Origin of the sequence: Bradyrhizobium sp. ISRA442, assembly GCF_038085055.1 — a bacterium.
In the GTDB taxonomy this organism is placed as follows: Bacteria; Pseudomonadota; Alphaproteobacteria; order Rhizobiales; family Xanthobacteraceae; genus Bradyrhizobium.
In genome coordinates this window covers 101,452-127,111 of sequence record NZ_JALGCN010000013.1, presented here as the reverse complement: position 1 = coordinate 127,111, position 25,660 = coordinate 101,452, and the positions used below count along the sequence as shown (strand labels likewise).

The following is a 25,660-nucleotide window of genomic DNA, read 5'->3' as shown; positions in this document are numbered from 1 at the left end:
TCGTTGGGTAAGGATGCGCGGCGATGGCTGATCGACAGGCTCGGCTCCTAGTCTCTTGGTCTAGGTCAGGCTGGCCCCGTGAGGGAGAGCAAGCTCCCGAAATACGGAGGTCATCTAGCCGCCGAGGATACGCCGGCAGGCCTCGACGAAGACCTGTGCGCCCGTGACGATATCGGCGTCGGCGGTATTTTCGGTCCAATGGTGGCTGATGCCGGCGATCGACGGCACGAACAGCATGCCCGCGGGCATGACGGTCGCGAGCATCTGCGCATCATGGCCGGCGCCACTGGGCATGCGGAGCGATCGTCCGTCCGCAAGCGCGCTGCTTGCCGCCTCGATCGCCTCCTGGAAGCGGGAATCCATCATGGCCGGGGCGCCGGTGCGGATCCGCTCCACCGTCACGGTGCAGCGACCTTTCGCGTTGGTCTCATCCGCCATCGTGCGCAGCAGCTCTTCCAGCCGCGCAATCACGGCCGGGTTGTCGTCGCGGATCTGGAACAGCATCTCGGCGCTGCCGGGAATGATGCTCGGCGCGCCCGGATCGAGCGTGATGCGGCCGGTGGTCCAGACGGTGCGCGGTCCGCATGCGGCCGGGAAGCGTTCGTCGATCGCCACGCAGAACTTTGCCAGCGCGAGCCCTGCGTCCTTGCGCGCGGCCATGCGGGTGGTGCCGGCATGGTTCTGCTCGCCGGTGAAATCGATGCGGTACTGCCAGATACCGACGATGGAGGTCACGACGCCGATCGCGAGCCGTCCGCTTTCGAGCGTGTCGCCTTGCTCGATATGCGCCTCCAGATATCCGACATGGCGCCCCGGCTCGGCGGCGACACGCGCGCGTCCGGCAAGCCCCATGTCGGCGAGCGCCTCGCGCATGGTCCGGCCGCTGGTGCGGTCGCGCGCTACGTCGATGTCGGCCTCGGTCACCTGTCCGACATAGGAGCGCGAGCCGAGGAAGTGCCCGAAATGTCCTTCCTCGTCGCACCAGGCGGCAACCTCGACCGCTCCCTTGAGCGAGGGATCAGAATTGAGCACGCGCGCGGCTTCGAGCGCATAGACGACGCCGAGCGGCCCGTCGAGCCAGCCGGCGTAGTTCTGGCTTTCCAGATGCGATCCCGCCAGCAGCTTCGGTCCCAGTCTTGCGCTGGTGCCGAAGACATTGCCGATGCCGTCGATTGAGCCGGTGAGGCCTGCCTCGGGCAGCTTCTGCATCAACCATTCCAGCGACTGCTTGTGCGGCTCGGAGAAGGTCGGCTTGTGCACGCCGGTCTTGTAGGCGCCGATGGCGCGCAGCGCGTTGAGATCGGCGAGAACGCGTTCGCCATTGGCGCGCGACTGTGTCTCAGGCATGTTCGGCAACCTTCAACGCCTCGGTGCGGATCTCTTCGACCAGCCGTTCCTTCAGCCGGACGAATTCCGGCGTGGTCTTGATCTTGTAGGAGCGCGGATGCGGCAGGTCCACGGTAATCTCAGCCTTGATGCGGCCGGGACGCGCGCTCATGACGATGACGCGGCTGCCGAGGAAGATCGCCTCCTCGATGTCGTGCGTCACGAACAGCACGGTCTTCTGGTCGCGCTCCCAAATCCCGAGCAGCATCTCCTGCATCAGCGCGCGGGTCTGGTTGTCCAGCGCGCCGAAGGGCTCGTCGAGCAAGAGGATCTTCGGATCATTGGCGAGCGCACGCGCGATCGCCGTGCGCTGTTGCATGCCGCCCGAGAGTTGCTTCGGCCAGTGGTTCTCGAAGCCGGTGAGGCCGACCCGGCGGATGAATGCGTCGGCGATCCTGTGGCGCTCGCTCAGCGGAACGCCGCGCTCACGCAGGCCGAAGGCGATGTTTTCGCGCACGGTCAGCCAGGGGAACAGCGTGTAGGACTGGAACACCATGCCGCGATCGGCGCCGGGGCTGGTTACCTCGCGGCCGTCGAGCGTGACGCGCCCGCTGGTCGGGCGGTCGAGCCCGGCAACGATACGAAGGAGCGTGGACTTCCCGCAGCCGGAGGGACCGAGGATGGTGACGAAATCGTTGTTGCCGATCACGAGATCGGTCGGCTCCAGCGCCTTGGTCGGGGCATTGCCGTGGCGCGCGGCGAAGGTTCGCGAGACCTGCTCGATCTTCAGCGTCGTCATGCGAGCTTCCACGGGAACAGCCAGGCGTTGAACGCCTTGAACAGGAAATCGGAGATGAGGCCGATCAGGCCGATGACGATGATGCCGAAGATGATCTGGCCGGTGTTGAGCAGCGCCTGGCTGTCGGTGATCATGTGGCCGATGCCCGAGGACGAGCCGATCAGCTCGGCGACGATGACGTAGGTCCAGGCCCAGCCGAGCACCAGCCGCAGGATCTCGGCGATCTCCGGTGCGGAGGAGGGCAGCAGCACGCGGCGGATGATGCCGCGGTCGCTGGCCCCTAACGTGTAGGCGGCCTCGACCAGGTCGCGCCGCGTGGCGCCCACGGTCACCGCCACCATCAGGATGACCTGGAACACCGAGCCGATGAAGATGACGAGCAGCTTTTGCAGTTCGCCGATGCCGGCCCACAGGATCAGCAGCGGAATGAAGGCTGAGGCGGGAAGATACCGCGCGAACGAGACGAAGGGTTCGAGGAACGCCTCGATCGGCTTGTAGGCGCCCATCAGTACGCCAAGCGGCACCGCGAGAATCGCGGCCAGCACAAACCCGCCGACGACGCGCCAGATGGTCATGCCGATGTCGAACATGAAGCCATGCTGGGTCAGCAGGTCAACACCTTCCTGCACCATGGTCAACGGGTTGGCGAGGAAGGTCTTCGATACATGGCCGCCGAACGTCGCCCACGACCAGAGGGCGACGAACAGCACGAAGAACGCAAGGCCGTAGGCCGCGCGCTGCTTCGATGTCACGGGATCCAGGGGGCGCATCAAACGATCTATCCGAACCGGTAGCTTAAGTCATGCGCCGGCCCCGCGCGAAGCGGGACCGGCAGCTCTCAAGGCAGTTTACTTGATGTAGCTCGCGTCGAAGAGGTCCTCGACCTTCGGCGCAGCCTTGATGATACCGATCTCGAGCAGGAGCTCCGCGGCGTCCTTGTTGAAGGTCAGGAAATCGCCGGCGAAGAACTTCTGGTTCGCGGCCTTGTCCTGCCAGCGCAGATACTTCGCCGAGTTGCCGAACTGCTCGCCGCTCTGCTTCACGTCGGCGCCCATGATCTCGTAGGCCTTGGCCTGATCCTTGGCGATCATGTCCAACGCCTCGAAATAGCTGTCGGCGAGCGCCTTGGCTGCCTTCGGATTGTCGGTCAGGAATTTCGGCGTGCAGCCGAAGGTGTCCATGACCATCGGATAGTCGAGCGTGGTCGCGATGATCTTGCCCTTGTCGGGCGCGGCGCGGACGGTCGACAGATACGGCTCATAGGTCATCGCCGCATCGTTCTGGCCGGAGACAAAGGCTTGCGCAGCCGCGGCCGGCTCCAGGTTGACGACGGTGACATCCTTCACCGAAAGGCCGTTCTTCTTGAGCATCCAGGCCAGCGCGAAATAGGGCGAGGTGCCCGGCGCGGAAGCCGCAACTGTCTTGCCCTTCAGATCCTTGATCGCGGCGACGTCATTGCGCACGGCCATGCCGTCGGCGCCAAAGCTCTTGTCGAGCTGGAAGATCTGCTTGGTTGCGACTCCGTTGGCGTTCCACGAAATCCAGGTCTCGACGGTGGTTGCAGCGCACTGGACATCGCCGGAGGCGATAGCGAGGTGGCGATCCTTCTGCGGGATCTTCTTGATCGTCACGTCGAGGCCGTTCTTCTTGAAGATGCCGGCCTCCTTGGCGAGCGTCAGCGGCGCAAAGCCGGTCCATCCGGAGATGCCGACGCCGACCTTGACGTCGTCGGCGAGCGCCGGGCTGGACACCGCAAGCGCGGATCCGGACACCGCGAGAGCAATGATTGTCGCGAATAGTTTTGAACTACGCATGATTGTGGTCCTCTTGCAATCGATGGATTGACGTCCTGTTGATCTCTTCATATCGGTCCTGTCCGCATGGACCGTTGCCCGAAGCGTTGCACGAAATGTGCCGACATCCTGCTCTCAGCCTCCCTGGAATCGGGCGACAAGGCGGTGAGAGTCACCGGGATAGAGCAGCCGCACGGCGGTGATGGTACGTGCGCTGCGCCACGTATAGCGGTCGATCACCAGGCAGGGCGCGCCAACGGCGATGTCGAGCGCCTCCGCCGTGCGATCATCCGCAACAATGGCGCTGATCGTGTGCTCGGCTTCTGTCCATGGGACATGATGAAGCAGCCACGAACCGGGCGGTTCGCGTGCAAAGTCCGCGCTCGCGGCCTCCGGTACGGAGGCAAGATCGATCAGCCTGTCCTCGACCGCAAACGGCACGTTGTCGGCGCTGTGCCGGCAGGCGATCGCGACCACTTTGCCGGCCTTCTTGACCCCCAGACGGACGCGATCGGCGGCGGTTGCTGCGCGCTGGCTACGATGGATCAGCTCGTAGCCGTAAGCGCGCCCGAGTGCGGTGATCTCCGCGCGGATGTCGGCGATCTTGAGCACGGCCGACATGTGTTGCGGGCGGCGCACGAAGGAGCCGGCGCGGCGCCGCCGCTCGATCAGGTCGGCCTGCGCAAGCTCGGACAGTGCCTTGTTCACTGTCATGCGCGAGCAGCCATAGCGCGCCATTAACTGGTGCTCGAAGGGGATACGATGCCCGGGCGGCCATTCGCCGGTCAGGATGCGCTTCTCGATGTCGGCCCGGATCCGCTTGTAGAGCGTCGGCTTGTCGGCAGCATTGGTGGCGAGACTCATGCGAGGAGCCTCCGCACCGCTGCGCTGAATTGCTCCCGTGCCTTGACGCGTAGCCTATGCCGTCCGCTTTCGACGAGCTTGTTGCCGCCGGCCCAGACGCAATCGATCGCACCGGTGCCGGCCGCAAAGATCCAGCCATCGATGACGGCATCGCCGCGGCGTCCCGCCAGCGACGGATGTTCGGCGTCGAGCGTGATGATGTCGGCGCGCGCGCCCGGCGCGAGGCCGACGGTTTTCTGCGCCAGCGCCCGCGCGCCGCCTGCAAGTGCGTGGCCATACAGGGCGCGTCCCGTCGATTGACCTGCACCGCCCGAGAGGACGTTCCGCTCGCGATGCCTCAGCCGCTGCCCATATTCGAGCTGGCGCAGCTCGTCGGCGACGCCCACTAGCACGTTGGAATCGGTGCCGACACCGAATACGCCTCCGGCATCGAGGAACTCGCGAGCCTGAAAGATGCCGTCGCCGAGGCTTGCCTCGGTCACCGGGCAAAGGCCGGCAACCGCGCCGGTGGCGGCGAACGCAGCGACTTCCTCAGGCGTGGTGTGGGTCGCGTGAATGAGGCACCAGCGTTGATCGAGGGGCGCGTTCTCCAGCAGCCATTGCACCGGCCGCCGGTCCGACCAGGCCAGGCAATCCTCGACCTCCTTGACCTGCTCGGCGGCATGAATATGCACGGGACCGCCGTCCGCGAGCGGAATGATCGCCGCGAGCTCGTCCGGCGTCACGGCGCGCAGACTGTGCGGCGCGATGCCGATATTGGCATCCGGCAATGTGCTGATTGCCCTGCGCGAAGCAGCCATCAGTGCGGCGAACTGATCGACCGAGCAGATGAAGCGGCGCTGCCCGTCATGCGGCGCCCTGCCGCCAAATGAGCCGTGCGCATAGAAGCTCGGCAGCAGCGTGAGCCCGATGCCGGAGGTGTCGGCAGCCTGTGCAATGCGCGTGGCCATCTCGGCGATGTCGGCATAGGGCGCGCCGTCGCGGTCGTGATGCAGGTAATGGAATTCGCCGACGCGGGTAAAACCCTGTTCCAGCATCTCGACATAAAGCAGCGTCGCGACAGCCGCGACGTCGTCCGGCGTCATCCCCAGCGCGAAGCGATACATCGTCTCGCGCCAGGTCCAGAACGTATCGGTCGAGTCGCCGCGCAGCTCAGCCAATCCCGCCATGCCGCGCTGAAACGCATGGCTGTGCAGGCTCGCCAGCCCGGGAAGCGCGATTTGGTGGCGTTCGTCGCCGGCCTCCGGCGCCACGCCGGCAGTCACCGCGGCAATCGCGCCGGCGGTGACGACCACCTGCACGTCATTGGCCCAGCCCGAAGGCAGCAGCGCGGAGGCGAAATGCAGTCGTGTCATGTTTGCATGCCGGCTGGACAGAACCGCGCCACGATTATATGTCTAGACATATATGTCAAGCATCCAGGGCGAGGGACCACCGCATGGCAGAGCGCTTCGATCGGATCTGGTACAACGCCCGGCTCGCCACGATGCGGGCCGACCGTCCCGATCTCGGCGAGATCGAGCATAGCCTGATCGCCGCGCGCGGCGGCCGCATCGTCTATGCCGGCGCGCAGGCGGACTTCCCGGCGGATGCCGATGCGGTCGAACGCATCGATTGCGAGGGTCGCTGGATCACGCCGGGCCTCGTCGACTGTCACACCCATCTCGTCTATGGCGGCAACCGCGCGCACGAGTTCGAGCTGCGCCTGAAGGGCGCGAGCTACGAGGAGATCGCGCGCGCCGGTGGCGGCATCGTCTCCACCGTGGCCGCGACGCGCAAGGCGAGCGAGGCCGATCTCGTCGCGAGCGCGCTGCCGCGGCTCGATGCGTTGATCGGCGAGGGCGCAACCACCGTCGAGATCAAGTCCGGCTACGGCCTCGATATCGAAACCGAGACGCGGCAGCTCGCGGCCGCGCGCAGCCTTGGCCGGATGCGGCCGGTCGCGATCCGCACGTCCTTTCTCGGCGCGCACGCGCTGCCGCCTGAAGCCAATGGCGACAAGGACAGCTACATCGATCTCGTCTGCGAGGAGATGTTGCCGGCGGTGGCGAAGGCCGGTCTTGCCGACGCTGTCGATGCTTTCATGGAAGGCATTGCGTTTTCGGCTCAGCAGACTGCGCGGGTGTTCGAGACGGCGAGGGCGCTCGGGCTGCCGGTCAAGCTGCACGCCGATCAATTGTCGAACCTCGGCGGCGCGGCACTTGCGGCAAAATTTTCCGCGCTCTCGGCCGATCATCTCGAACACACTGATGAGGCCGGCGTGGCTGCAATGGCGAAGGCCGGCACGGTGGCAGTGTTGCTGCCTGGCGCCTTCTATTTCATCCGCGAGACGCAGAAGCCGCCGGTCGACATGTTCCGCAAGCACGGCGTCAGCATGGCGCTTGCGACCGACTGCAATCCCGGCAGCTCGCCGTTGACCTCGCTGCTGCTCGCGATGAACATGGGCGCGACGCTATTCCGAATGACGATGGCCGAGTGCCTCGCCGGCGTCACGCGTGAAGGCGCGCGCGCGCTGGGCATGCTCGCTGAAACCGGCACTCTCGAAGCCGGCAAATGGTGCGACCTCGCGATCTGGGACATCGAGCGTCCCGCCGAGCTGGTCTACCGCATCGGCTTCAACCCGCTGCATCGGCGGGTGTGGAGGAGACAGTGACGGAGGCGGGCGCACCGATCATCGTCGCGCCGGGAACGGTTGGCCTCGACGATCTCGCACGCGTGCTCGCGGGCGCTTCCGTCATTCTTGATCCGTCGTTCTGGCCGCGAGTCGAGGCGGCGGCGGAGATCGTCGCAAAGGCCGCGCAGGCCGCCACGCCGACCTACGGCATCAACACCGGCTTCGGGAAGCTCGCGTCGAAGCGGATTCCGCCGGACCAGACCGTGCTGCTCCAGCGCAATCTCATCGTCTCGCACTGCTGCGGCGTCGGGCCGACAACGCCTGAACCGATCGTGCGGTTGATGATGGCGCTGAAGATCGTTTCGCTCGGGCGCGGTGCTTCCGGCGTGCGCCGCGAGGTGATCGAGCAGTTGCAGGCAATGCTGGCGCGCCGCGTCTACCCGCTGGTGCCGCAGCAGGGTTCGGTCGGCGCCTCCGGCGACCTCGCGCCGCTCGCCCACATGACGGCCGTCATGATCGGCGAGGGAGAGGCCATCGTCGACGGCAAGACCGTGCCCGGCGGCGAGGCACTCGCCGCCGCGGGCCTCGCACCGTTGACACTCGGCCCCAAGGAGGGCCTCGCGCTGATCAACGGCACGCAGTTCTCGACCGCCTACGCCATCTCGGGCGTGCTGCGCGCGCATCGCCTCGCCCGCGCCGCGCTCGTCACCGGCGCGCTGTCGGTCGATGCGGCGATGGCGTCGACGGCGCCGTTCCGCCCCGAAATCCAGCGATTGCGCGGCCATGCCGGGCAGATCGCCGCGGCGGCAACGCTGACCGCACTGCTTGAGGGCAGCGATATCAGGCTGTCGCATCTCGAGGGCGACGAGCGCGTGCAGGATCCCTATTGCCTGCGCTGCCAGCCGCAGGTCGCGGGTGCTGCGCTCGACCTGATCGCGCAGGCCGCGCGAACCCTGATCGTCGAGGCCAATGCCGTCACCGACAATCCGCTTGTGCTGGTCGAGACCGGCGAGATCGTCTCCGGCGGCAATTTCCACGCCGAGCCGGTGGCCTTTGCTGCCGACGCAATCGCGCTGGCGCTGTCGGAGACCGGCGCGATTAGCGAGCGACGCATCGCGACTCTGGTCGACCCCGCGCTCAACTTCGGCCTGCCGCCGTTCCTGACGCCAGATCCCGGTCTCAATTCCGGTTTCATGATTGCCGAGGTCACGGCAGCCGCGCTCTATGCCGAGAACAAGCAGCGCGCGCTCGCCTGCTCGATCGATTCGACGCCGACCAGCGCCAACCAGGAAGATCACGTCTCGATGGCGGCGCATGCCGCGCGGCGCCTTTCCGACATGGCGGACAATCTTGCCTCCATCCTCGGCATCGAGCTCCTGGTCGCCGCGCAGGGCATCACGCTGCGCGCTCCGCATGCCACGAGCGCGCCGCTCGTCGCCGTCATCGCTGCGCTTCGCGAACAGGTGCCCGCACTCGGTGCCGACCGCTACATGGCCGGTGATCTCGCAAACGCAGCCGCGCTGATCGAAGCCGATGCGCTGCCCGCCGTCGCGCTCTCAATGCTTTCAACCGATCCGTTTCCGAGACTTGACTCGAGACTTGGCTAAAGAGGTCTTCATGAACCGCCGACTGGACAATGACCGCATCATTCGCGCCCCCCGCGGCGGCGACATCAGCGCCAAGAGCTGGCTGACGGAAGCGCCGCTGCGCATGCTCATGAACAATCTCGATCCGGACGTGGCGGAGCGGCCAAGCGAGCTCGTCGTCTATGGCGGCATTGGCCGCGCGGCGCGCGACTGGGAGAGCTTTGATCGGATCACGGCTTCGCTGCGCAAGCTCGAAGGCGACCAGACCTTGCTGGTCCAATCCGGCAAGCCGGTCGGCATCTTCCGTACCCATGCGGATGCGCCGCGCGTTCTGATCGCGAACTCGAATATCGTTCCGCACTGGGCGACGCTCGATCATTTTAACGAGCTTGATCGTCAGGGTCTGATGATGTTCGGCCAGATGACGGCGGGTTCGTGGATCTATATCGGCAGCCAGGGCATCGTGCAGGGCACCTACGAAACCTTCGTCGAGGTCGGCCGTCGCCACTATGGTGGCAGCCTCGCGGGAAAGTGGATCCTCACCGCTGGCCTCGGCGGCATGGGCGGCGCGCAGCCGCTGGCTGCCACCATGGCCGGCGCCTCGCTGCTCGCGGTCGAATGCCAGCCGAGCCGCATCGAGATGCGGCTGCGCACCGGCTATCTCGATCGTCAGGCCGCGACGCTCGACGAGGCGCTGGCGATCATGGCGGAAGCGACGACAACCAAGACTCCCGTCTCGGTCGGTCTGCTCGGCAATGCCGCGGAGATCTTTCCGGAGTTGGTGCGCCGCGGCGTCAAGCCCGACATCGTGACCGATCAGACCAGTGCACATGATCCGATCAACGGCTACTTGCCGAAGGGCTGGACGCTCGCCGAATGGGAGGCCAAGCGCACCTCCGATCCCAAGGCGGTCGAGCGCGCCTCAAAGACCTCGATGGTCGATCACGTCCAGGCCATGCTGGATTTCCACGCGCAGGGCATCCCGACGCTCGACTATGGCAACAACATTCGCCAGATGGCGCAGGACATGGGCCTGAAGAACGCGTTCGATTTCCCCGGCTTCGTTCCCGCCTATATCCGCCCGCTGTTCTGCCGCGGCGTGGGTCCATTCCGCTGGGCGGCGCTGTCGGGCGATCCCGAGGACATCTTCAAGACTGACGCCAAGGTGAAAGAGCTGATGCCGCACGACAAGCATCTGCACAACTGGCTCGACATGGCGAAATCCCGCATCAAGTTCCAGGGCTTGCCGGCGCGGATCTGTTGGGTCGGGCTCGGCGACCGCCACCGGCTCGGCCTTGCCTTCAACGAGATGGTGGCGCGCGGCGAGCTCAAGGCGCCGGTCGTGATCGGCCGCGATCATCTCGACAGTGGTTCGGTGGCCAGCCCCAACCGGGAGACCGAGGCGATGCGCGACGGATCGGACGCGGTGTCCGACTGGCCTTTGCTCAACGCGCTCTTGAATTGCGCGAGCGGCGCGACCTGGGTCTCGCTGCATCACGGCGGCGGCGTCGGCATCGGCTATTCTCAGCACGCCGGCATGGTGATCGTCGCCGACGGCACGCCGGAGGCGGCAAAGCGGATCGAACGCGTGCTGTGGAACGACCCCGCCACCGGCGTCATGCGCCATGCCGATGCGGGCTACGACACCGCGATCGACTGCGCCCACGCCAACGGGCTCGACCTGCCGAGCCTGGCGAGGTAGTCGCGGCTCTGCGCTTCAGCACGTGCTGGTTTTGCGCATGACGCAGGAGGAATACGCGCTATCGCCCGACCGTCACGCCCGCGGTCGAGCGCATGGCATCCCTCAGGCTCGTCGCATTCATGTCGTCGAGGACCTGTCGCGTGAGCACAGTGGTCTGCCCGGGCGTGTTCAGGATCGTCTCGCTGCGCGACGACGACAGTTGATTTGCCTTGTAAGGTGCTGCCGGATCAACGGAAGACGCCGGTTTCGAGGCCGTCACATGGCGCGGCCGTTCGGCCGAAGCGGCGAAGGCCGCATGTGAGACGCACACGGCCGCGATCACGATCGTTCGCAGAAGCTTGGCGGGCATGCGACCTCCCAGCGACCTCCATGTCGGCATGTCAGCCTACCACATCGCAGGGGGCGGTTGCACGTCAAAGGATCAGGCCAGCACGGCCTGACGTCCCGCGCTTGCTTCGCGCGCACGCTCGGGATGGCGCCGTTCGGCGAGCACGGTGAAGCTGCGCTGGCCCACGGGCGCCTCGACAATGACGCCCTCGCAGACGATCTGTCCGCCGAGCATCCTGAATTCGAGCTTGTCGTAGCGCGGCATCGTCTCGCCGGGCGCAGGCGGCAACAGCTCGATGCGCCCCTGAATGTTCAGCGCGGCCTCGCCGGTGCCATGCAGCCGCGGGTTCCACATCCTTATCCCAGTTTCCGCCCAACGCCGCCGGATCAGCGTGGCGCGATCAACGGGCTCTGCGGCTTTGACCGGGGCCTTCGGAACATCGCGGCTTTCCGCCGAACGAAGGGTGACAGCCGCGACCGGCTCGTCGGAGGTCTCAGTCGCGTCGGCCAATGTGGTTGGAGCACTTTCGACGGTTAGGGCCTCGCTGGCAGCGGTGTCGCTGCTGATGCTGCCCTCAGGACAATCGACCGGAGCAGTTTCGGCAAGATCGATCGGGGCGGCCGCAGAGGCGTCTACCATGACAGGCTCGCCATCGGCGACCGTGCTGCTGGATGGCGCGTCACCGGAAATATCCGTCAACGCCTCCGGCGCGCCCTCTGCGCTCTCGTCAGGACGATCTTCCGCGTGCCCGACCGGCGCGGCTGGAGACACGTCTGCCGCAATAGATTCAACCTCGGCGACCTCGACAATGGCTGGTCCGTCCGTGGCGACCGGCCCAACATCCACAGTGTCGCCGTGGCTTGGATCGCCGGCGGTGCTGACCTCCGGTGCATCGGATTGGCCCGAGCTATCGACAACGACGACCGGAGCGTCATCTGCGATGACCGGCCCGACGTCCGCAAGCATGATGCAGGATGAGTCAGTGCCGGCATCGGGGCCGCCTTGAGAAGGCTCTTCCGCAAGATCCGCGATCGTCGCACTCTCCACGGCAACCCGCGCGACGTCGGGGGAGATATCGTGAGACGGCTCGCTGCCGATGCCGGCTTCGGTGCAAGCCGCCGGAGAAGCCTCCGCTGCTTCAACGATGGCGGCCGTTGTGCTTTCGACCGTGACAGCCTCGATCTCTGCGGTGTCGTAGTCGATGCTGACATCCGGAGGATCGGCCTGAAGATCTTTCGGGAGCACAGTTGGGGTGACCGCAGAGGCGTCTAGCGTGACCGGCTCGACGTCAGCGGCCCTGCTGCCGAGTGACCCATCGCCGACAATATCTGCCGGGGTTCCCGGCGAGCTCTCGGTGACCTCAAGAATAGCTGGTCCGTCCGCGGCGACCGGCTCGACCTCCTCCGCGCCGCTGGGGCCTGGATCGCCGGCGATGCTGATGACCGGCGCATCGGAGTGGTCTGAGCTATCGACAACGAGGACCGGAGCGTCATTTGCGATGACCGGCTCGACGTCCGCAAGCGTGGTGCAGGATGAGACAGTGGCGACATCGGGGCGGCCTTCCGAAGGCTCTTCCGCGAGATCCGCGATCGTCTCGCTCTCCACGGCAATCGGGGCGACCTCTGTTATGATGTCGTGAGATGGCTCGCTGCCGATGCCGGCCTCGGTGCAAGCCGTCGGAGAAGCTTCCGTGCTATCGACAACAGCGGCCGGAGGGGGTTCCAGAGCGACCGGCGCGATGCTCGCGGCATCGACCTGCGGCGAAGGCCGAAGCCTGCCGAACGCCCATTGCACCGCAGGAAGGCGGCGCAGCAACGCTATCAGTCTCGAAAGCACTGGAAATTGTCCAAGAGGTACCCGGCATGAGACATGCTGATTCGCCAGCAAAGCGAAAATTGCCCCGGTCGTCACGTCGATGTCAATGGATGCAGCCCGATTGAGCCGGCGCATCCACGAGCGCTCCGCAAACGGTTGAGTCGCTTGCTTCGACAATCGCGGCTGTGACGCGATCGTGCCGTTCATTCGAAATGCATCGACGCCAACGGATCTTCTTCATGAGCCGGGGATCGCGACGGTGGAGGCGGTGAATAGGTCGGGTGTTGCGCGCTCCGGCGAACGTAGGGGTGCGGTTGCATCGCCTTGCGCGCGAGCGCCACAGCCATGCCGCGCGCAACTACGGCGGAGCTGCATTCCGTTCGCTCATCGTTCTCGGGGCACGCAATGGCTGTGGGCGGCGCGATACCGACGGATGCCGGCCCGGACCAGGCCTGTGCCGCATTGGGTGTCGCGAGTGACAGAACGAGCCGGAAGGCGGCGGCAACGTATATCTTTGTCATGAGAAGGCTCCAAGGCGATCCATTGAAAGGGATCGTTCAAGCCGCGAGATATTCCGATCTGTCGCATGAACTCGCAAAGGCTCACGCGGGGTTCAATGCGCGTGACTACGCCGTGAGGTCGTTGGCGGATCTCTCTCAGTCTCGTACGGCGATGCCGGATCGTGATCCGCAGCGCGCCTTTCGACGGCGTCCTGCGCGGCATCAATCGCGCTGTGTTTGAACACTTCTAAACAAGCAGCGGACAGATCGTCGCAACATGACCGCTCTGGAGAAATTCTAACGGCGCACGCATCGAAGTTCGAAGATGGCTGCGATAGAGCGGGGCACCAACAATCATACCCGGCAAAAAGCCGGCCTACTTGCGGGGCGTCGCGAACGTGAAATTTCTACGCTTTGATGACTTGTCTTTCACCACACGAAAACAAACGGTCTTATCGGCTTGCCTGATCTCTGCCAGCGCATTTGCTCTCTCGCTGACAAGCAATGCGGTGCAAGCGCAAACGCAGCTTCCTTCAGTCACCGTCGACGCGCCGGCGCAAAGCGCACGTCCCGCAGCGGTTGCGTCGTCGCGACGCACGGCGGCCACGCGCACCACACGTGCCGCGCGTCGTTCTCCGGCTCAGCAGGCAGCGCCAACGCAGGCCGCATCGACTGCCCGGAGTGGAGAGCGTGCCAACGGTCCGGTGCGCGGTTTCGTGGCGACGAGCAGCGGCACAGCGACGAAGACGGACACACCGCTCATCGAGACCCCCCAATCGGTGTCTGTCATCACCACCGATCAGATCAGGAACCAGGACGCAGTCTCGATCGGTGAGGCGCTGCGCTACACCGCCGGCGTCAGCGGCGACGTCAATGGCGGTTCGGACACCCGCTTCGGCGGCCTTCAGATCCGCGGCTTCGACATGACCATGCCGGGGCTCTACATCGACGGTCTGCGGATTCCGTCGAGCAACTACGTGCATTTCAACGGTCTCGATCCTTACGGCGCCGAGCGCCTCGAGGTTCTCAAGGGACCGTCCTCGGCGATGTATGGTGGCAGCGGCACCGGCGGCATCCTCAATTACGTGACCAAGCTGCCGACCGCGCAACAATTCGGCGAAGTCTCGGTCTCGGGCGGCAGCTTCAACCGCTATCAGGGCCAGTTCGACATGGGCGGTCCCGCTAACAAGGAAGGCACCGTGCTGTGGCGTCTGACCGGCGTCGTGCGCGACGGCGAGACCCAGGTCGACTTCACCAAGGACAACCGCATTTTCATCGCGCCCGCCGTCACCTTCAGGCCGAACGACGACACCACCATCACGTTCCTGGCCAACTATCAGAGAGACCGGGCAGGGTGGGGCCTGCAGTTCCTGCCGGCCTCGGGCACGGTGTGGCCGAACAACGGCCGCACCATCCCGGTCTCCTTCTTCGCCGGCGTGCCCAGCTTCGATGCGTTCAACACCGAGATCGCCACTGCGGGCTACCAGCTCTCCCACGACTTCAACGAGGCCATCACCTTCCGGCAAAACCTGCGCTACGCCTATCAGCACAACGAGGAGAAGGTGTTCTACGGCGCCGGCTACACCAATGAGGCTGCGGGTCTGCTCGCGCATGTCGGCAGCACCAGCAACTCGTACATCAACTCGTTCGCGGTGGATAATCAGCTCCAGGGCAAGTTCGCCACCGGCTTCCTCAGCCACACCACGCTGGTCGGGATCGACTATCGCAACACCACGTTCCGCGACACAGCCTTTGGTGTCACGACCTCGGCTCCGGAGATCAATGTCTTTGCGCCGGTCTATAGCTACGACTGGACCATCGGCGCCATGACCGACAACACCGGCGTCAAGCAATCCCAGGTCGGTTTCTACGCGCAGGACCAGATCAAGCTCGGCCGGCTGTCGTTCCTGCTCGGTGGCCGCCAGGATTTCGTCACGACGAAGGTCAACGCCGATCTCTTCAACACGTCAGCCATGGCTGATGCCTCGGCGTTCACCGGCCGGGCCGCGGTGATGTACAATTTCGACAACGGCATCGCGCCGTATTTCAGCTATTCCGAGTCGTTCCTGCCGATACTCGCGACCGGCCCTGCGGGCCAGCTCCTCAATCCCGAGACCGGCGTCCAGTACGAGGTCGGCGTCAAGTACCAGCCGATCGGCTGGAACGCCCTGTTCACCTTCGCTGCCTTCGACCTGACGCGCGACAACGTCGTGACGTATCCGCCCCCGACCTATCTCGCGGATCAGATAGGCCAGGTGAAGTCGCGCGGCATCGAGCTCGAAGGCACAATGTCGCTCGCCGATGGCTGGAATCTGCGCGCCGCCTATGCCTATGTCGATGCCGTGCTGTCGCAGGATCCGGTGAATCTCGGCAAGGCGCCGCCCACCGTGCCGCTCAATCGTGCCTCGCTGTGGAGCGACTACACGCTGCAGAGCGGGCCGCTTGCCGGCCTGCAGTTCGGCGGCGGCATCCGTTACGTCGGTGCGACCTGGGGCGATGATGCCAATACGTTCAAGGTCGGATCATCCACCGTGCTGGATGCACTGCTTGCCTACACCAAAGACAATTGGCGCCTGTCGCTGAACGTCACCAATCTTGCCGACACGCGCTATGTCGCCGCCTGCTACAGCCTGTCGGGCTGCTTCTACGCGGAGGGGCGCAAGGCAATCGGCAAGGTCACCTATCGCTGGTGACCTTCGCGACGATCCGTCGCCGCCGGTGGTGTTGACCGGCGGTGGCAACCTCGTCAATGACGGGCGGTAACGAGTTGTGAATGGCATGAGATCGATGTTCGGGCGACTCCATCGCTGGGCCGGCTTGCTGACCGCAGGCTTTCTGTTCTTCTCGGGGATAACCGGCGCGATCATCTCGTGGGATCACGAGATCGACGAGGTCCTGAACCGGCGTCTCTATGATGGAACCAGTCAGGGACCCGCGATGCCCTCGATCGAGCTCGCCAAGCTGATCGAGCAACGCGATCCCCGTGCGCGCGTGGTCTATTTGTTCATGACACCGGAGGAGGGCCGGTCGCTGTGGTTCTTCGTGCTGCCGCGGATCGATCCCGCGACCGGCAAGCGCTACACGCTCGATTACAACCAGGTCTTCCTCGACCCCAACACCGGCACAGAGCTCGGGCGCCGCTATTGGGGCGCGGTGTGGCCGGTGATGCGGGAGAATTTCGTCTCGTTCCTCTACAAGCTGCATTACACGATGCACATCCCGGAATTCTGGGGCAGCGACCGCTGGGGCATGCGCCTTCTGGGCGTTATCGCCATCGTCTGGACTATCGATTGCTTCGTCGGATTCTATCTCACGCTACCGATGCGGCGCAGCGCCAATGCCACGCAGGCACCCGCGGTTAGGCGTCAGCTCGCGCGCGGTTTCTTCGCACGCTGGAGGCCGGCCTGGACCATCAAGACCAGCGGCAGCGCCTACCGCATCAACTTCGACATTCACCGCGCCTTCAGCCTCTGGACCTGGAGCCTGCTGTTCGTGATCGCCTTCACTGCGTTCTCGCTCAATCTCTACTTCGAGGTCTTCTCTCCGCTGATGAAGATGGTGTCGAACTACACGCCGACGCCCTATGAGCAGAGGCCGTACCGCGATCTCGACGATCCGATCGAGCCCAAGGTCTCCTTTGCCGACATCGCCGCACGCGCTGCCGCCGACGGCCGCAGTCGCGGCTGGACCACGCCGGTCGGCTCGATCAATTACGGCCCGGCCCATGGCGTCTATGCCGCGGCCTTCTTTCGTCCCGGCGATGATCATGGTGCCGGCGGCGTCGGCCCGGCGCAGCTCTACTACGACAGCGAGGACGGACATCCGCTCGGCGAGCGGCTGCCCTGGGTCGGTACTGCCGCCGATATCTTCGTGCAGGCGCAGTTTCCGCTGCACTCGGGCCGCATCGCCGGACTGTTCGGCCGCATCCTGATCTCGATCATGGGACTCGTGGTGGCGGCACTCTCGGTGACCGGCGTCGTGATCTGGTGGCGCAAGCGCCGCGCCCGGATCAAGGTGCGGGAAACCGCCGCGATCCGCGCGAGCGAGCGCGTCGTGGCGGCAGAATGAACGTCTTCCTCGGCTCTACGCCACGCGACCACCTTCGTGATCATCGTCTGCCTGGAGGATGGTTTCCGACAGGAGAGCGGCGGCATTCGGCGCCGCGACGCTCATGGCATGGTGTTCCAGAGCTTTAACCTGTTTCCGCACCTCTCGGTCGTCGAGAATTGCATGCTGGCGCCGATGAAGGCGCTCGGGCTCTCGCGTCCCGAGGCGCGCGAGCGTGCGATGGACCTGCTCCGGAAGGTGCGCATCCATAGTCAGGCGGACAAATATCCCGCTCAGCTCTCGGGTGGTCAGCAGCAGCGCGTCGCGATCGCCCGTGCATTGTGCATGCAGCCGAAGATCATGCTGTTCGACGAGCCGACCTCGGCACTCGATCCGGAGATGGTCAAGGAGGTGCTGGACACGATGGTGCAGCTCGCGGCGGACGGCATGACCATGGTCTGTGTGACGCACGAAATGGGTTTTGCGCGCGAGGTCGCCGATCGTGTCGTGTTCATGGACCAGGGCACCATTGTCGAGGAGAGCGATCCCGGGACGTTCTTCCGGGCGCCGCGCACGGAGCGCGCCAGGGGCTTTCTGAACCAGATCATCCACTAGCGGGACCTGAAGCCCCTCCGGGCACCGCCAGTGCCCGGGTTGCGAAGACGAAGTTTGCGAGCGACGGCAGAACCTCGAAGCCGAGTTGTCCGAGCTCGCGGGCCAGCGCTTCGCGGCTCGCGATGATATTGGTGCGGGCCTCCTGAAACGACCCGTCGTCCTCGATTGCCGCGATGGCGCCGGCGATGGCAAGGCAATCGAGGGGATAGGAGTTGAAGCTGTCCTTCACCCGTTCCAGGCACAGTAGGATATGCTGGGCGTCGGCGGAAGTGCGCTTGCGATCCCGCATTTAAGGTAGATTTGCACAAGCGCCGTCGTCAGGACATTCCCGCAAGTGTGACCTTCGTGCTAGGTTCGTCTCAGAATTGAAAACAAACAACGAAGGCCGGCGCTCCCAAGCGCAGAAGAGCCGCAAGGAGAGGACCATATGCCGGGTGCAGCCCTTCCCACCACGCCCTCCATTCCGACCGCGTCCGTGACATCAGCCATTCTCGACCGCTTGCAGGCAATCGTTGGCGATAAGGGCCTGATCCTGGACGAGCAGGACAAGCAGCCGTTCGTGACCGATTGGCGCGGCACGCTGGCCGGGCAGGCCGCGGCGGTCGTGCGTCCCGCCAATACCGCGGAAGTCTCCGCTGTCGTAAGACTCTGCTACGAGAGCGGCATTGCCATCGTGCCGCAGGGCGGCAACACCGGCCTGATGGGCGGTGCCACGCCGTGGCCTACGCACCGCGGCATCCTGCTGTCGCTCGGCCGCATGAACCACGTGCTCAATGTCGACCCCGTCGGCTATGCCATGACCGTGGAGGCGGGCTGCATTCTCGAGACGCTTCAGGACGCGGCCGCGCGCCACGACCGCTTTTTTCCGCTCAGCCTGGGTGCCCAGGGCTCGTGCATGATCGGAGGCAACCTGTCGACCAATGCCGGAGGCGTGCAGGTGCTGCGCTATGGCAATGCGCGAAATCTGGTGTTGGGCCTCGAGGTCGTGCTCGCCAACGGCGATGTCTGGGATGGCTTACGCGCACTCAAGAAAGACAACACCGGCTACGACCTCAAGCATCTGTTCATGGGCGCAGAAGGCACGCTCGGTATCATCACCAAGGCGGTGCTGAAGCTCTGGCCCGCGCCGAAGGACGTGTGCACGGCGTGGCTCGCGATCCGCGATCCGAGGGCCGCTGTCGACATCCTGTCGGAAGCCTATGCCGCGTCCGACGATAACGTCGGCTCCTGCGAGCTTATGAGCCGCGCCTGCACCGACATGGTGCTGCACCATATCCCCGGCACCCAGGATCCTCTTAAGGCGGCGACCGAATGGTATCTCCTGCTCGAATGGTCGTCGGCCCGGCCGCGGCAGGAAGGCGCCCCGGGCATGTCGGACAAGATGGAGCAGTTCTTGGCCGATCAGCTCGAGGCGGGACGCGTGCTGGATGCGGTGATCGCGCAAACAGAAGCGCAGTCGCGCAACATGTGGCGCATTCGCGAAAGCGTCGCCGAGGCCTCGCGCGCCGAAGGCCCCGGCTTGAGCTATGACGTGTCGGTCGCGGTCTCCAAAATCCCCGAGTTCATCGACAACGGTCTCAAGGCCGCGCTGGAGATCCTGCCGACGATCCGCCCATATCCGCTCGGTCATATCGGAGACGGCAACGTGCACTTCTCCTTCATGGGGCCGAAGGGCATGGATCGTGAGACGCTCACCCAGTACGCCGCGGCGATCACGCGCGCCGTCAACGACCTCATCACCTCCATGGGAGGCTCAATTTCGGCGGAGCACGGCATCGGCATCGAGAAGCTCGACGAGCTGGCGCACTATCGCTCCAGGACCGAGCTCGACGTCATGCGCACGATCAAGCGGGCGCTCGATCCCAAGAACATCATGAATCCGGGCAAGGTGCTGCGCCTGTCGTGAGCGAGACGCGGGTGTCGTGACTCGACCCGGCATTCCAGTGTTTCGCGAGCCTCTGCTGTTGCCGCAGCAACCATGCTCGCCCGCAGTCAGGTCGAGCCGATTGGTCCGGGTGTCCAGCCGTCGCCTGAAAGTGGCGTAACCTTGACGTTAGCAATGACTCCCAGTTGCAGGCTTGGATCGAAATGGCGCATCGTCCGCTCATTCAGATCAATGATGCGACCAGGCGTGAGAGGCCCTACATCATTTATTTTGACGATGACCTTCTTGCCTGCACCCTCAACGAGGGCATATTTCGGCCTCGCGCCATATTGAACCCCGCCAAACTTCTTGCGCAAATCGGTTTTGATGGCAGCCGCCCATGCGGATGGATCATAGCGCTCCCCGGATGCTGTATTCGGGCCGCCCTCCCGATATCCGGGCCGGAACGGGTTGTACATGGATGCTGCGCCGACGATCGCGGGCCCAGAAGCGGCGCCATCGAGGGTATCTGGACGAACCGCACCGCTATCACTTCGAGCCAGGGCAACAGTATCACTTCGAGCCATGGCAACAGGTGAAATGGCAAGCGTCATTGCAGCGCCGCAGATTGCGGCGCTCAAGCGAAACACGATCAGGACTCCTTAGACTGATTTTGGATGCAGTAGCTGACTTGCTGAGGCGGGAGATTGAGCGAGGGAGGAAGCGTTAGCGGACTCGAGCCATCTATTTGTGGACTCGTGCCAATGGAGCGCCATAGCCGGCAAAGAAGCCACGCTGGTCCTGGTCGACCAAATCAGAGTGGCTTGGCATCGCCGCGGGAGCACGGGCATCGACGTAGCACGGGCGATACATGGCTTGGAGCTGTTTGCCGCGAAGGAAGATCATTCTGGGGGTAAGACCGCCGCGCCTTGTAATCCATCGCCGCACTTGGGATGGATACCCCGAATAGAGCAACTGAGTTGCTTCAGGATTGGTGACAGTTCGGCCATTGCCGACGAAATCATAAGCGGCGTGGAAGCCAAGTGTCGCGTTCGGGGTGACGCAAATCTTGTCGTGAGGGATTGTCGAGAGGAGAATGGTGCAGGCCGAAGCGCAAAGGCCATCAATCATCACTGTCTGGCCTGAAGCGCGGAGTTCGCTGTACCTCGAGAGGTACTCCCCAATCTGCCCGCCCGGGTCGTCTGCAATCCGAACCGCCGCGTGGCTTGACTCTATGCCCGCGAGCAAGAGCGCTGCCGTGAGCAGCGCAGACAGTATTTTCATTAAATCCCCTACCCAAGTTGAAGATGTGATGCGGACATCCGCCGTTGCGCATCGGGCCGGAAATCAATGGCCGAAGACGATTGAGGCGTGACGTTGGGAGTGCAATAGCGGCTCCTCCTCGTCGCTTAAACTAACTGCAACGTTTGTTGCTCGGTGAATGCACGCGTGCTGTTCCTCTGCGGAAACCCTTTGCAACTCGATGATGGAGTTAGCAGTAGATGGAACCACCGCGTTGCGATTTGTGGCGGATTCTTGGCACGCGACGAGGTGCCGGCACGCTGCTATGTTGCAGCGGGAGGATGAGCGATGAAGGTCCTTGCCGCGATACTCGCCCTGCTCGTATCGACTCCGGCCGCCGCACAGGAGTGCCAAACCTGCTCGTCGGCCGACGCTTGCATACAGACGTACCTGAAGGCCACCACGCAGGCGCAAAGGGAAATCAAGCAGGCAATCCGGGAATGGAAAGAAAGCCTAGATAGAAAGGCCTCGGGTGAATTGTTCAGCAAAGGTACGGTGGCATTACAAGGCGCCATGGAATCCCAAATTCGCTCTGAGCTTGAGCGGCTAAAGGAGTGCCTCGCCAAAATCAAATAACGACGCCCGATCCGGGGCTCACTTGCTCCGCTTCGAGCTGCCGAGTGCTCTTGGCGTGCGAATCCACCATTTCTGATTAACCTCAGAAGAGGCCGTCTGGTAGTCCGCACTTTCGACGCCGGGTGTCAGAATGAATCCACCGCGCTGCCGGATTTAAGTCGCATTGCGACCCAGGTCACGGCCAAAGGTCACGACCGGGGGGCGCGACACCGGGGTGTTCCATGTCCGGTTATTTGCGATTTTATTTCGCCGGTTTTGTCCTTCTCGCAGGTCTTTCGACGTCGCCTGCGTCTTCGAACCCTTTCGCCACCCTCTTTAATGCCGCTCCCGCGACAGCTCCTGCGCCCACATCCGGGGAAGAGACCTGCGCGCCACGACCCGGTAAGTCGACCGCCGACGGCCAGCACTGGGTCTATCGATTGGAGGGCCGCCGCAAATGCTGGTTTCAGGCTGCAGAAGGGACCGCGACGGTGAAGAAGCTGCTTCAGCGCCGCGCCGCCAAACATGGTGTTGCCACTGCCGGCGAGAACGAAACCACAGCGCGTAAGCGTAAGGTGGCGGTGGATGCGCGCGCGGAGTTGCTTCGCTCAGGACCTATGGATACGTCTCGGCCGAACCCCTCCGCGCCCGTGCAGGTGGCCGATGCCGATACCCTTGCCACGGCAACCACGCCGGCCCTCATTCTCAACCGCGCGAACGACCGGCTGACGCCTGACCGGATCACGCCACGTCAGGTCGACGTGGAGGCGCTTCTGGCGGCCGCGCCGGACGCCAGTGATGAGGTTGACGCTTCCGCGCCCTCGGCGACGCCGCTCGCCTTTCCCGCCGTCGAAGCTAGCGATGATGAGTGGGGCTGGAGGTGGCTTGGCGTGCTGCTGATGGCTCTAGGGCTCGCATCGGTCTTAGCCTCGAGCCGAGCCTTTCGGGGGGCCGTGCTACTGCACCACTAGCCGCAGGAATCTTTCGCGCGTCGACGCACCTGCTGGTCAAACGCGGCCTCGCGTGGAAGGCAGCTTCTGGCGCCAAGCGGGTTCTACGAACGAGAGAGGCCTACTTGCCGTCGTTCCATATGTCGGTAGCGAGCTTCCACTCATCTCCGATCTTCTCCCAAACAACGACATACTTTCCGGTCACTTCCTGCGGTGTCGGTCCCTTGGTCTTCAGGACGAACGTGCCGATCTCGCGTGCTGCGGCAGGGCCAAGTGGCCTGACATCGACCGTTGTGAGCTTCGGATCGCCAATCTGTTCAGCCATGCTCTTCCACATTGCCTCGATGGCAGCTCGGCCGTGCACGATCGGAGAACCGGGCGGGAATGCGGTCGCATCAGTGCTGTAGAGTGACGCGATCCCAGAGAAGTCACCCTTATTAAACAATTCAATCCATTTCGCGTTGATCGCTGCAATCTCAGTCTTCTGAGCCAAAGCCGGCGCGCTCAACGAGACTATGAATGAAATTATCAACGCTATGCTGCGCATGATCATCTCCTAACCCGCTGTGCGATGTGAATACAGTGGCGGCAGTTCGTCTGGCTCGAAGTGTATGCGTTGAATGCCGGATCTCAGGCCGCGTATGGCGCAACAGCAACTCCGGGGAATTACCGTCAGCAGCATTGACGAGGCGGAGCAATGCGCTGACCTGAGGTGAGGGCGTAGCCCTCATTCGATCACCTTGTCGGCGCGAGCGAGCACGCTGTCGGGAATGGTCATACCAAGCGCCGCAGCCGTCTTGAGGTTCACCGCAAGCTCGAAAATCACCGGCTGCTCGACGGGATACTCAGCGGGATTGGCGCCCTTGAAAATCCGGTCGACGTACTGCGCCACCTTGATGTAGATGGCCTCGATTTTGGGATGATAGCTCGCCAGTCCGCCCAGCGACATGAACGGGCCCGATTGGTAGACCGCCGGTATTCTCGATTTCGCGGCCAACGTCGCGATGGCCGGTCTCGTCGCATCGCCAAGCACGAATATGGCGTCGCAGTTCTCCCGCTTCATCGTCTCGAATGCCGGCTCGAGATCGCTTGGCGTAAGAGCTGGCACGCGAACTGCCACAAGTCCCAAGGCCTTCATGGCGGTTTCGGCCAGCTCGTACTGTTGCGGATGAGTTGGATTGCCGGACGTCAGCACGGCAATGCGTTTCGCCGAGGGGAGGATCGTATGGAGAAGCTCGACGCCCTTGCCGACCGCGTCACCGATCATGTTGGCCATGCCCGTGATGTTTCCGCCGGGCCGAGCAAAGCTTTTGACGAAGCCCGAGCCAATCGGATCGGTCGCCGGGGCCATGATGATGGGGATTGTCGATGTTGCGCGCTGAGCGGCAGCGATGGCTGGCGTCGTAACGGCAACGATAGCGTCCGGACGGAGAGCGATCAGTTCGGTCAGGAACGACGGCAACCGTTCAAGCCTCCCCTCGGCGCTGCGGTCGTCGATGACCAGGTTCTTGCCCTCGGTGTAACCCAACGTCTTCATCTCTCCGCGAAAGACGTCGAACACCGCGTGGTCGGCAGGATCTGCGAGAGAGCCGGGATAGAGATAGGCGACGCGCCATACCTTCCGGCTTGTTTGTTGCGCTCTGGCGAGCCAGGGCCATGCAAGCGCGCTGTTGCCGATCATCCATATGAAATTGCGCCGCAACATTGATCGAGCTCAAAATCGATTGGTGAAACGAAATGCAAGCGATCTTGAGCGGAAGGCGAGAGTTTTGCAACGCTTACGACGGGCGAGAATGCTCTCGAAGATCACCGGTCGTCAGGCAGGTCTATCGACCGGTCGGCTTGCACAGCTCATCTGCCCGGTCTCCCCGCATCCTCGGCATTCCTCGGGGCAGCATGGACTCGGGCCGGAGAACGCCAGATCAGGCCTACCCAACGGAAAAGCCGGCTTTATTCCGGCCATGGATGCTTTAAGGAAGGGTCAGGATCAGGTCGCGCCCGCCCGGTGGCGGTGCTAGACCCTGATGCAGGAAAGATGGGGCCACGCCGGTTGGCACGCCCGCAGGATGAGAAGGATTTGAAGCAATGATCCAAACCGTTGGCATCATCGGGGCAGGGACCATGGGGAACGGCATCGCCCAGGTCTGCGCGGCGGCCGGGCTCGACGTGGTGATGGTCGACATTTCCGACGCCGCCGTCAGCCGCGGTATCGCCACCGTGGGCGGCAGCCTCGACCGTCTGGTCAAGAAGGAGAAGCTGTCGCAGGCCGACCGCGAGGCGACGCTCAAGCGCATCACGGGAACGACCGACCGGGCGAAGCTCGCCAATTGCGATCTGGTGATCGAGGCCGCGACCGAGAACGAGGAGCTCAAGGTCAAGATCCTGAAGGACCTCTGCGCGACGCTGTCGCCGCGCACGCTGATCGCGACCAACACCTCATCGATCTCGATCACCAAGCTCGCCGCTGCGACCGATCGCCCCGACCGCTTCATCGGCATGCACTTCTTCAACCCGGTTCCGGTGATGGCGCTCCTGGAGCTCATCCGCGGCCTGCAGACCTCGGACGACACCCATGCGAAGGCCGTCGATTTCGCCAAACGCGTCGGCAAGGTGGCGATCACGGCCAAGAATAGCCCGGGCTTCGCGGTCAACCGCATCCTGTGCCCGATGATCAACGAGGCGATCTTCGCGCTTCAGGAGGGGATCGCGACGGCCGAAGAGATCGACGCCGGCATGAAGCTCGGCTGCAACCATCCGATCGGGCCGCTGGCGCTCGCCGATCTCGTGGGGCTCGACACCATGCTCTCGGTGATGGAGGTCTTTTACAAGGGCTTCAACGACCCTAAATACCGTCCGGCGCCGCTGCTCAAGGAGATGGTCGATGCCGGCCATCTCGGCCGTAAGACCGGGCAGGGCTTCTACACCTACAGCGCCTGACATTGGCGCGGGCGGCGGGCGTTCAGCTCCGCTGCCTCTCCCGCAATTTGCGCTGCGACAAAG

Annotated in this window: 21 protein-coding genes and 2 pseudogenes; 10 read left to right on the top strand and 13 right to left on the bottom strand. The window is 64.0% G+C overall.

Going from position 1 to position 25,660, the window contains the following annotated elements; genetic code table 11:
* Window positions 1-114: 114 nt before the first annotated feature.
* The 6 genes from MTR72_RS25760 to MTR72_RS25735 all read right to left on the bottom strand — a co-directional run bounded on the left by MTR72_RS25760 (window position 115) and on the right by MTR72_RS25735 (window position 6,137).
* Window positions 115-1,347 carry a Zn-dependent hydrolase gene (locus MTR72_RS25760; RefSeq protein WP_280965547.1) on the bottom strand — a complete coding sequence of 411 codons (1,233 nt, stop codon included), beginning with the start codon at window positions 1,345-1,347 and terminating at the stop codon, window positions 115-117.
* Entirely contained in the window at window positions 1,340-2,125 is a 786-nt protein-coding gene (locus tag MTR72_RS25755) for an ABC transporter ATP-binding protein (protein ID WP_341511484.1), read from the bottom strand. The genes MTR72_RS25760 and MTR72_RS25755 overlap by 8 nt, the downstream gene beginning before the upstream one ends.
* The gene (locus MTR72_RS25750) at window positions 2,122-2,895 is read right to left on the bottom strand and encodes an ABC transporter permease (protein WP_341511542.1); all 774 of its coding nucleotides are present in this window, start codon (window positions 2,893-2,895) and stop codon (window positions 2,122-2,124) included. The genes MTR72_RS25755 and MTR72_RS25750 overlap by 4 nt, the downstream gene beginning before the upstream one ends.
* Window positions 2,896-2,973: 78 nt before the next feature.
* Entirely contained in the window at window positions 2,974-3,939 is a 966-nt protein-coding gene (locus MTR72_RS25745; RefSeq protein ID WP_280965545.1) for an ABC transporter substrate-binding protein, read from the bottom strand.
* A 114-nt stretch (window positions 3,940-4,053) separates the two neighbouring features.
* Window positions 4,054-4,782 (bottom strand): histidine utilization repressor, encoded by a 729-nt coding sequence (gene hutC / locus MTR72_RS25740; RefSeq protein ID WP_280965544.1) that lies wholly within the window; start codon window positions 4,780-4,782, stop codon window positions 4,054-4,056.
* Window positions 4,779-6,137, bottom strand: coding sequence for a formimidoylglutamate deiminase (locus MTR72_RS25735; protein ID WP_341511483.1), 1,359 nt, complete (start codon window positions 6,135-6,137; stop codon window positions 4,779-4,781). The genes hutC and MTR72_RS25735 overlap by 4 nt, the downstream gene beginning before the upstream one ends.
* An 83-nt stretch (window positions 6,138-6,220) precedes the next feature.
* Here MTR72_RS25735 and hutI point away from each other — a divergent pair, with 83 nt between their 5' ends.
* Genes hutI through hutU form a run of 3 tightly spaced genes read left to right on the top strand, consistent with a single transcriptional unit; the run spans window position 6,221 to window position 10,684 of the window.
* Entirely contained in the window at window positions 6,221-7,435 is a 1,215-nt protein-coding gene (hutI, locus tag MTR72_RS25730; RefSeq protein ID WP_341511482.1) for an imidazolonepropionase, read from the top strand.
* The gene (hutH, locus tag MTR72_RS25725) at window positions 7,432-9,003 is read left to right on the top strand and encodes a histidine ammonia-lyase (protein ID WP_341511481.1); all 1,572 of its coding nucleotides are present in this window, start codon (window positions 7,432-7,434) and stop codon (window positions 9,001-9,003) included. The genes hutI and hutH overlap by 4 nt, the downstream gene beginning before the upstream one ends.
* Before the next feature lie 10 nt (window positions 9,004-9,013).
* Window positions 9,014-10,684 (top strand): urocanate hydratase, encoded by a 1,671-nt coding sequence (gene hutU, locus MTR72_RS25720; protein WP_280965540.1) that lies wholly within the window; start codon window positions 9,014-9,016, stop codon window positions 10,682-10,684.
* 58 nt (window positions 10,685-10,742) lie between these two features.
* Here hutU and MTR72_RS25715 read toward each other — a convergent pair whose 3' ends face one another.
* Window positions 10,743-11,033: a TonB-dependent receptor plug domain-containing protein gene (locus MTR72_RS25715; RefSeq protein WP_341511480.1), complete on the bottom strand. Its 291-nt coding sequence runs from the start codon at window positions 11,031-11,033 to the stop codon at window positions 10,743-10,745.
* Window positions 11,034-11,105: 72 nt separating this feature from the next.
* Entirely contained in the window at window positions 11,106-12,848 is a 1,743-nt protein-coding gene (locus MTR72_RS25710; protein WP_341511479.1) for a hypothetical protein, read from the bottom strand.
* Between the two features lie 1,183 nt (window positions 12,849-14,031).
* Between MTR72_RS25710 and MTR72_RS25705 the strand changes: the two genes are divergently transcribed.
* From MTR72_RS25705 to MTR72_RS25695, 3 genes and pseudogenes are all read left to right on the top strand, one after another.
* The gene (locus MTR72_RS25705) at window positions 14,032-16,020 is read left to right on the top strand and encodes a TonB-dependent siderophore receptor (RefSeq protein ID WP_341511478.1); all 1,989 of its coding nucleotides are present in this window, start codon (window positions 14,032-14,034) and stop codon (window positions 16,018-16,020) included.
* A gap of 85 nt (window positions 16,021-16,105) precedes the next feature.
* Complete coding sequence (gene fsrB, locus MTR72_RS25700; protein WP_341511477.1) at window positions 16,106-17,395, top strand: siderophore utilization protein FsrB; 1,290 nt, start codon at window positions 16,106-16,108, stop codon at window positions 17,393-17,395.
* 90 nt (window positions 17,396-17,485) lie between these two features.
* A pseudogene (locus MTR72_RS25695) lies at window positions 17,486-17,989 on the top strand (amino acid ABC transporter ATP-binding protein); the annotation flags it as partial.
* A 40-nt stretch (window positions 17,990-18,029) separates the two neighbouring features.
* Here the strand turns inward: MTR72_RS25695 and MTR72_RS25690 are convergent.
* Window positions 18,030-18,239 (bottom strand): annotated as a pseudogene (locus tag MTR72_RS25690) (histidinol-phosphate transaminase); the annotation flags it as partial.
* A 177-nt stretch (window positions 18,240-18,416) separates the two neighbouring features.
* On the opposite strand from MTR72_RS25690, the gene MTR72_RS25685 reads away from it, so the two are divergent.
* On the top strand, window positions 18,417-19,895 hold the full coding sequence (locus MTR72_RS25685) for an FAD-binding oxidoreductase (RefSeq protein ID WP_341511476.1): 1,479 nt from the start codon (window positions 18,417-18,419) through the stop codon (window positions 19,893-19,895).
* An 86-nt stretch (window positions 19,896-19,981) separates the two neighbouring features.
* On the opposite strand, the gene MTR72_RS25680 is transcribed toward MTR72_RS25685, so the two are convergent.
* A complete protein-coding gene (locus MTR72_RS25680; protein ID WP_341511541.1) occupies window positions 19,982-20,506 on the bottom strand; it encodes a septal ring lytic transglycosylase RlpA family protein in 525 nt (174 codons plus the stop codon).
* Window positions 20,507-20,597: 91 nt separating this feature from the next.
* Entirely contained in the window at window positions 20,598-21,137 is a 540-nt protein-coding gene (locus MTR72_RS25675; RefSeq protein WP_341511475.1) for a hypothetical protein, read from the bottom strand.
* A gap of 306 nt (window positions 21,138-21,443) precedes the next feature.
* Here MTR72_RS25675 and MTR72_RS25670 point away from each other — a divergent pair, with 306 nt between their 5' ends.
* Window positions 21,444-21,731, top strand: coding sequence for a hypothetical protein (locus tag MTR72_RS25670; protein WP_341511474.1), 288 nt, complete (start codon window positions 21,444-21,446; stop codon window positions 21,729-21,731).
* 221 nt (window positions 21,732-21,952) lie between these two features.
* Complete coding sequence (locus MTR72_RS25665) at window positions 21,953-22,681, top strand: hypothetical protein (protein WP_341511473.1); 729 nt, start codon at window positions 21,953-21,955, stop codon at window positions 22,679-22,681.
* 100 nt (window positions 22,682-22,781) lie between these two features.
* On the opposite strand, the gene MTR72_RS25660 is transcribed toward MTR72_RS25665, so the two are convergent.
* The gene (locus MTR72_RS25660) at window positions 22,782-23,207 is read right to left on the bottom strand and encodes a YybH family protein (RefSeq protein ID WP_341511472.1); all 426 of its coding nucleotides are present in this window, start codon (window positions 23,205-23,207) and stop codon (window positions 22,782-22,784) included.
* Window positions 23,208-23,387: 180 nt separating this feature from the next.
* Window positions 23,388-24,365, bottom strand: coding sequence for an ABC transporter substrate-binding protein (locus tag MTR72_RS25655; protein WP_341511471.1), 978 nt, complete (start codon window positions 24,363-24,365; stop codon window positions 23,388-23,390).
* Window positions 24,366-24,745: 380 nt separating this feature from the next.
* Between MTR72_RS25655 and MTR72_RS25650 the strand changes: the two genes are divergently transcribed.
* Window positions 24,746-25,597, top strand: a complete 852-nt coding sequence (locus tag MTR72_RS25650; RefSeq protein ID WP_280969492.1) for a 3-hydroxybutyryl-CoA dehydrogenase — start codon at window positions 24,746-24,748, stop codon at window positions 25,595-25,597.
* Window positions 25,598-25,660: the final 63 nt, after the last annotated feature.

Bases quoted from the DNA above. Each gene is read 5' to 3' on its own strand.
- MTR72_RS25660 (WP_341511472.1), bottom strand. From the start codon at position 23,207: ATGCGCAGCATAGCGTTGATAATTTCATTCATAGTCTCGTTGAGCGCG.
- MTR72_RS25650 (WP_280969492.1), top strand. From the start codon at position 24,746: ATGATCCAAACCGTTGGCATCATCGGGGCAGGGACCATGGGGAACGGC.
- MTR72_RS25685 (WP_341511476.1), top strand. From the start codon at position 18,417: ATGCCGGGTGCAGCCCTTCCCACCACGCCCTCCATTCCGACCGCGTCC.
- MTR72_RS25665 (WP_341511473.1), top strand. From the start codon at position 21,953: ATGTCCGGTTATTTGCGATTTTATTTCGCCGGTTTTGTCCTTCTCGCA.
- MTR72_RS25670 (WP_341511474.1), top strand. From the start codon at position 21,444: ATGAAGGTCCTTGCCGCGATACTCGCCCTGCTCGTATCGACTCCGGCC.
- MTR72_RS25735 (WP_341511483.1), bottom strand. From the start codon at position 6,137: ATGACACGACTGCATTTCGCCTCCGCGCTGCTGCCTTCGGGCTGGGCC.
- MTR72_RS25755 (WP_341511484.1), bottom strand. From the start codon at position 2,125: ATGACGACGCTGAAGATCGAGCAGGTCTCGCGAACCTTCGCCGCGCGC.
- fsrB (WP_341511477.1), top strand. From the start codon at position 16,106: ATGAGATCGATGTTCGGGCGACTCCATCGCTGGGCCGGCTTGCTGACC.
- hutC (WP_280965544.1), bottom strand. From the start codon at position 4,782: ATGAGTCTCGCCACCAATGCTGCCGACAAGCCGACGCTCTACAAGCGG.
- hutI (WP_341511482.1), top strand. From the start codon at position 6,221: ATGGCAGAGCGCTTCGATCGGATCTGGTACAACGCCCGGCTCGCCACG.
- MTR72_RS25750 (WP_341511542.1), bottom strand. From the start codon at position 2,895: ATGCGCCCCCTGGATCCCGTGACATCGAAGCAGCGCGCGGCCTACGGC.
- MTR72_RS25715 (WP_341511480.1), bottom strand. From the start codon at position 11,033: ATGCCCGCCAAGCTTCTGCGAACGATCGTGATCGCGGCCGTGTGCGTC.
- MTR72_RS25655 (WP_341511471.1), bottom strand. From the start codon at position 24,365: ATGTTGCGGCGCAATTTCATATGGATGATCGGCAACAGCGCGCTTGCA.
- MTR72_RS25760 (WP_280965547.1), bottom strand. From the start codon at position 1,347: ATGCCTGAGACACAGTCGCGCGCCAATGGCGAACGCGTTCTCGCCGAT.
- hutU (WP_280965540.1), top strand. From the start codon at position 9,014: ATGAACCGCCGACTGGACAATGACCGCATCATTCGCGCCCCCCGCGGC.
- MTR72_RS25675 (WP_341511475.1), bottom strand. From the start codon at position 21,137: ATGAAAATACTGTCTGCGCTGCTCACGGCAGCGCTCTTGCTCGCGGGC.
- MTR72_RS25745 (WP_280965545.1), bottom strand. From the start codon at position 3,939: ATGCGTAGTTCAAAACTATTCGCGACAATCATTGCTCTCGCGGTGTCC.